The following is a 6,212-nucleotide window of genomic DNA, read 5'->3' on the forward strand; positions in this document are numbered from 1 at the left end:
GACAGCTCCTTAGTTCGCTTTTGCTGTCACAATTTCGGTCGTGGTCTCAATGACCTTAACAGGCATACCGTTTTGAGGATATTCGGGCAAACTCATCACGACTTTTTTGGCATTGAAATCGCCTTGAATAAGGAAGTCGCCATTTTCTTCGCGAACAACTTTAACCTTTTGCGATTTTAATCTGTCTTCGTCATCTAACGTCCATAACAATCGATTGGTTACCAACTCTTGAGGTACGCGGTATACGTCGCTAAGGGTTTTTCCTTCAAATGCGATTGTGCTATATGAACCAAACTTCACGATAGGCTTCGACGAATTGATGGCGTAAGGATCTTCAATACGGGCAACGAAATAGCTCATACGCGTGGTGTTATCTACCACACCCGTATCACGGTGAATGGTACCTTTTACAGTAGCGCCCTGCACATCATCTACTTCGATGGCGATTTCACTACCAATGGTGTTATCTGCTAGAAAAACACGGTCAAAGCCGGCTACAGGGAAGGTTACTTCAGCGTATTCGATGTTGTTAATGACAGCGACTGGCGTGCCTTGAGTTACATAGTCACCAGTGCTGATATCTCTCGATACTATAAGTGCATCGTATGGTGCTTTTACCTTACAGTTGTCTAAATCACGCTTGGCGATTTTAAGCTGCGCCTCTGCTGATTTTACGCCAGCTTGCGCACTCATTACTTGAGGTTTGCGAAGGTAAAGGTCAGTAACCCGTGCGTTAGGCATCGTTTTCGCTTCTTTGGCAGCGACATCAGCTTGGGCTTGCTCTTGGATAAGCTGTGCTTGCGCGCTAGCGAGGTTAGCTTCAGCCAGCAATAGTGCCGCTTCATATGCGTCAGCTTCTATTTCAAATAAGGTTTCGCCACGTCGAACCAGACCGCCGCTCACAAACTTAGGGTTCCAGCGCTCAACTTCTCCCGATACCTGAGCTGCAAGGTTTGTGGTTTCAAGGGGCGTTATTTCGCCATACGAGGTAAGTTGAACGCGCACGTCTTCTGGCGATAAAGCTTCAATAGTCACCGTTGGGCGGGTATCAACTTCTTCTGTAATAGTATTATCAGAGGCAGAGGCTTCGATTCCTTTCATACCTAAGTAGCCTACTAATAAAACACCAATAGGCAGTGCAACTTTCATCCATTTCATGGCTAAATCTACTTTTATAGCGAATACTTTACATAGTGTAGCGCTAAAGTGTTTCAGGAATACAGCGCAAATGTAACTAAACATGAGTCAATTTTGTGTAAAGTCAGTTATCCGTACTGATTTAAACAGGGAAATTGGTTTAGTTTTCCGAAAAAGAGGGGGAGCTCAACGACGAAAATTCACACACGAAATCTCGACCATTATCTTTGGCATAGTAAAGTGCTTGGTCTGCTCGACGAACGGCGCAGGAAATATCTATATCGGGATTTACTTCGCTCACCCCGAAACTACTCGTTACATGGATCTCGCTACCGTTAATATTAAGCGGTGCGTTGTTCAAAATATCTCGAATATTTTCCAAGGCATTTACAGCACCCGCTTCATCAGTATCGGTAAAGATGAACATGAATTCTTCGCCACCCCACCGTGCGAGAATATCTTGTCCTCGCAGACGAGAACTAAACACTTTTGAAATCTGACGAAGGACCTCGTCACCTTGTTCATGGCCTAAGGTGTCATTAATACTTTTAAAGCGGTCAATATCTGCAATGGCGACTGAAAATTTACGTTTGCTTCTCAGCATTCTTGCGTACTCGCGCTCTAGACACTGCTGCGCACCTCGCCGGTTTAATAACTGAGTTAAGTGGTCATGCTTGGCCTGGCGCTCAAACTGCTCACTTAAATAAAGTGCTGTGTCGTAACTCTTTTGTCTACTGTACTCATAAAACGCCGACAGAAATGAAACGGTTAAAAAAGAATACAGTAAACGAGTTTTAAACGCGTAGGTGTAGTTTGCTACAAATGAAGCGTCATTGAAGGCGAACAGCACGATGGCGCTAACTAGCGTATAGGCAATAAGTGCGATGAGGCCTCTGACAAAGCCTGCAAAAAACATAGTGACTGGCGGCACCAAGTAAATCCAAAGGGGACCGGTATTGTCTTTTCCACCGGTAATCAGCAGCAGGAGAGTCAGTACCATTAAACAGATAATGAGAAGTGTTATAGACCATGTACGAGCTTTGGCTGACGCAAACCGAACTTGTAAGCGCTGTGAAATAGCAAATACTACACTGGCAGTATAGAGCGTAGTTGAAAGAGAATATTCACCGTCAATAAAAGCCCTAGAGCCAAGCAAGAACGTGATAGACATACCCACTGCCGCAAAAAGGTTCACCACCATAATGCGTCTGTTGGTTTCATCTTTGTAGTGACGGCTTACGCCACTAAATACGTATTGCTTGAGAGAGCCGAACATGATTAAGCAGATTTTGTCACAGTTTTTCTAATATCTTCTGCAAGTTGTTGGATAGTATTTCTCATTGCTTTGATACTTGGAGAAAATCCATCATCTTCAAGGAGCGTTTTGTATAAAAATGGGTAGCTTTGCGTTTGGCCTTCCACGTGAGTAATCACATATTGGCCAGATAGAATAACTTCCCCTTCATAGGTGCTGACAAAATCATTGAGGTGCAACGCCATATGAATGGCTTCTTCACTTGCGTAGTGATCGGGGCGAAGCAATGACACTTGCTTTGATGCTAACGCGCTGGTTAGCGCCTTAGTAAGCCCTTCGTCTACAGGCTCGGCCCACAAGTGACTGGTTGAAATATGCAAGTTGGTGTCACTGGTTTGGTACACAAGCCCACGGTGTTTGAGATATTCCGGTAGGGTTATCTTATCTATTACAACAGCTGTTGATGCTTTGTTTACGGTATATGCACCGTCACCCGTGGTGTGAAGTAAATAGTATGTCAGCGAACGAGGCGCGCTACTACACGCCGATAATACGCAGGTGAAAAGCGCAAATACACCGATAAACAGCGCTTTACCTGTAGGTTGAGATGGGAAAACATTAAACTGCTGTATCATTCTATTTATTCCTTCCATCCTTGTTTTTGAATGTTTCGCTATGGCATTACTGTCAATTGACATTCACTGTAGCGTATTACTTTCTTAATATCGGCTAATTATCAAGAATAAAGAGCATTCATTTTTTACACCATTGTTGCTCGAAAATTAACCGCGCATTTGTTTGACTCTGCTGCGCTAATTCTTTGCTTTAGGTTGAATGTCCGCTTCATCATCCTTTGAAAATATTAAACTATTCGGAGACTGGTTTAGCTTTAACAATAAAGGCTGAATATTGCGCATGGTTTCTTGCAGCGCATCAACGGTCTCTTTTATCTCAGACTGGTTAAAACCACCCTCGCTGTAATTTTTAAGCAGGCCATCAAGGCTAACAAGAACCTGATTAAGATTACTATTTAATGCTTTCGCATCAATATCAGCGATAAGTACATCAAAGTCGCTGCTCGCCGTTTCCACAGACTCAGCAGCTAAACGCATGTCTTCAACGGCTAACTGCACATTTTCCACCATTTCCTTAAGCGGAAGCTGATTGATTTTGTCTAAAATTGCGTCGGCCTTTTGCGTCAATTGCGTGAACTCGTTACTAACAGTAGGAATTACTTCGTAGCCGTTAATCACTTCAATGCCGCCGTTACTGTCGGCATCAGGTACATGCTGTAAATCTACATACAAACCACTTGTTAATACATTACCCATGCGTAGCGATGCGCGAAGATCTCTTTCTAGCCAGTTTCGAATGGTTTGCTTTATTGCACTAAGGCCTTCTTTGGTATCTGGCTGCCTTGCTTTACCGGGGTAAATATTAATAAGCACGGGGATGGGATAATCTCGCTCCAAAATGTTGCCATCTAAAGCAGGGAAGGAGTTGATAGCAGTTACGTTGCCAATTTCAATACCACGGTATTCAACCGGTGCGCCAACGGTTAGACCTCGCACACTTTCATCGATAAGTAGCAAGTATTCAGCGGCGACTTTATAACGTGCATCTGAGGCGGATGTGCTATCCCCATAAATTGTGAAAAAGGCGTTATCTAGCACTTGTTCACCTTTTGGCACGCCGTCAGGGATCCCAAAGGTAATACCGTTTGCTAATAAGGTTTCCAAGCTGCCTGTTTCAATGCTTACACCGTTCGATTCAAGCAACAATTTAACACCGCTGACATCCCAGAAACGTGTCGTGTTGGTTATGAGTTTATGGTAAGGCGCTTCAATAAATGCGTCGTAATACACCACACGTTCTTCAATATTAAAGGTAGCGTCTTCAAACTCGCCAACTTTAAACCCTTTATAAATAACGGGATCGCCAGGTTTGTAGGCAAATTCGTCGTCACTTTTTAACATAACATGAAGCCCTGGAGTGCCAGGAGGCGTAACCGGTGGGCGCTCAAGTGCCGTAAAATGGAGTTGCTCTTTGCCTTTATCACGGGCTGACATGGCAATATAGCTGCCAGACAAGAGGGTGTTAAGCCCTGAAACCTCTGAAAAACTTATACGGGGGGCGACAACCCAAAACTTTGCATTTTCATTGAGTAGATGGGCCGCGCTAGCATCAATTCTGGCCGTGACAAGTACGCCGTTTAAGTCAGGCTTTAGCGTTATCTTTTTTACCTGTCCAATATCTAGGTCCCGCACTTTTATTGGTGTTTTGTTTACCTCAATACCTGTTGCCGAATGCAGCTCTATCGTAATGAGAGGGCCCTGATTCTTCCATTGGTAGTACACCATCCAGCCACCAATAACGATAACAAGAATTGGGATAATCCAAATGCGAGAAATGGACGAGGTCGGTTTGACCTTAGCTTCATTAATGTTCGGATCGTTTGTGGTCATGGTAATTGCTTCCACTGCTGCCAAATTAGCCTCGAATCAAACGTCATCGCGGCTATCATCGTTACAAATACAACGGCACAAAAGGCGAGTGCCGCTTGGCCCGGATAAATAGACATGGTGTTCCCCATCTGAATAAGGGATACCAGCACTGCTACAACAAAAACGTCTATCATCGACCAGCGGCCTATCGCCTCAGTGATGCGGTAGTAACGTATACGTAATTGTTTTGAAGTGGTTTTCTCTCGCTGTACGGAAAAATTGAGCCAAGCAAGAATGATAATTTTTGCCACTGGCACTACCACGCTGGCAACTAAAATAATTATCGCCACTGGGTATGAGCCCGATTCCCACAACGATATGACACCACCAATAATGGTATTGGGCGTCTCTTGGCCAAAAAATTCAGTATACATAATTGGCAATACATTAGCAGGAATATATAAGATACAAGCAGTGATCAACAACGCCCACATACGCTGAATACTCTCTCGCGCTTGCGCTTCACACAATGGTTTAGGTTGTGGTGGTTGGCCTTGAGACATCCACATGGCATAGCGTGTGGGATCAAATTGGGATATACAAAGAGCCGTGAACGCTGAAAAGCCAACGAATGCGTAAAATGACAGGCCTATGGAAACGTCGGCCAACTCGGTAATTTTGATAAGGCTAACCAAGGTACCAACCAGAAAAATTTCTGCCATGCTCCACGGTAAGAGGGCTTTCACAAGTTTGTAAAGCCGCGGCAAGTAAAAGGGGCGTCGGTTTTGTATTTGAGCTAACGATAACAATAGCAGGCCGCCTAGTACCATTCCGGGCAGCAATAATGTTGCTAAGCTGGTTACTATCGCTAGTGATAAATAATCGTTTTCGATGAGTACGGTAATACCGGTGGGCAAGTCAATACTGTGCTTTTGACCGCTTGCTTTAAATGTCAGAAAGTTAAAAGGTAACGAAAGTAATAAAAATATCAGGGCACTGAAGGTATAAGCGAGCAACTTTTCGCTTGCGCCATCGCGATGAGATATTAGTGTGTGGTTACATACTGGACACACGGCCCGTTGCCTGTGTGCTAGCGCGGGAATGTGTACCTGAGTATGGCATTGCTCACAAACTATAGATAACGTATTTGATTCAGCCATATGCTTTTGCACGCCACTTTTTGTATGCTCGTTGTATGATAGATAGCAGCCTAGAGGTATAACTAGTTGATTTTTAGTATCAACAGCATAGCTTATTGCAGGCATGTCGGGAAGTATAGCCAGTCGTATTTAACAGTAACCGTCATTCCGCACCTAATTAACTGATTTATTTTTCTTGACACCGATCCCCCATTTTGATCTATTACTCATCTTTGG

Annotated in this window: 5 protein-coding genes; all 5 read right to left on the reverse strand. The window is 44.0% G+C overall.

The genetic code is table 11. The annotated features are described in order from the left end of the window. Nucleotides 1–9: 9 nt before the first annotated feature. Nucleotides 10–1,158 (reverse strand): efflux RND transporter periplasmic adaptor subunit, encoded by a 1,149-nt coding sequence (locus tag NO989_RS18345; protein ID WP_014948891.1) that lies wholly within the window; start codon nt 1,156–1,158, stop codon nt 10–12. Between the two features lie 139 nt (nt 1,159–1,297). Then, nucleotides 1,298–2,413 (reverse strand): GGDEF domain-containing protein, encoded by a 1,116-nt coding sequence (locus NO989_RS18350; RefSeq protein ID WP_371342979.1) that lies wholly within the window; start codon nt 2,411–2,413, stop codon nt 1,298–1,300. Nucleotides 2,414–2,415: 2 nt separating this feature from the next. Then, nucleotides 2,416–3,027: a membrane integrity-associated transporter subunit PqiC gene (locus NO989_RS18355; RefSeq protein ID WP_371342980.1), complete on the reverse strand. Its 612-nt coding sequence runs from the start codon at nt 3,025–3,027 to the stop codon at nt 2,416–2,418. A 177-nt stretch (nt 3,028–3,204) separates the two neighbouring features. Next, nucleotides 3,205–4,857, reverse strand: coding sequence for an intermembrane transport protein PqiB (gene pqiB / locus NO989_RS18360; protein ID WP_049585894.1), 1,653 nt, complete (start codon nt 4,855–4,857; stop codon nt 3,205–3,207). Continuing rightward, nucleotides 4,854–5,996 carry a paraquat-inducible protein A gene (locus tag NO989_RS18365; RefSeq protein ID WP_371342982.1) on the reverse strand — a complete coding sequence of 381 codons (1,143 nt, stop codon included), beginning with the start codon at nt 5,994–5,996 and terminating at the stop codon, nt 4,854–4,856. Before NO989_RS18365 ends, pqiB begins: the two co-directional genes overlap by 4 nt. Between the last annotated feature and the right edge of the window lie 216 nt (nt 5,997–6,212).

Origin of the sequence: Alteromonas sp. DY56-G5 (assembly GCF_041414725.1) — a bacterium.
GTDB classification, from domain to species: Bacteria; Pseudomonadota; Gammaproteobacteria; order Enterobacterales; family Alteromonadaceae; genus Alteromonas; species Alteromonas macleodii.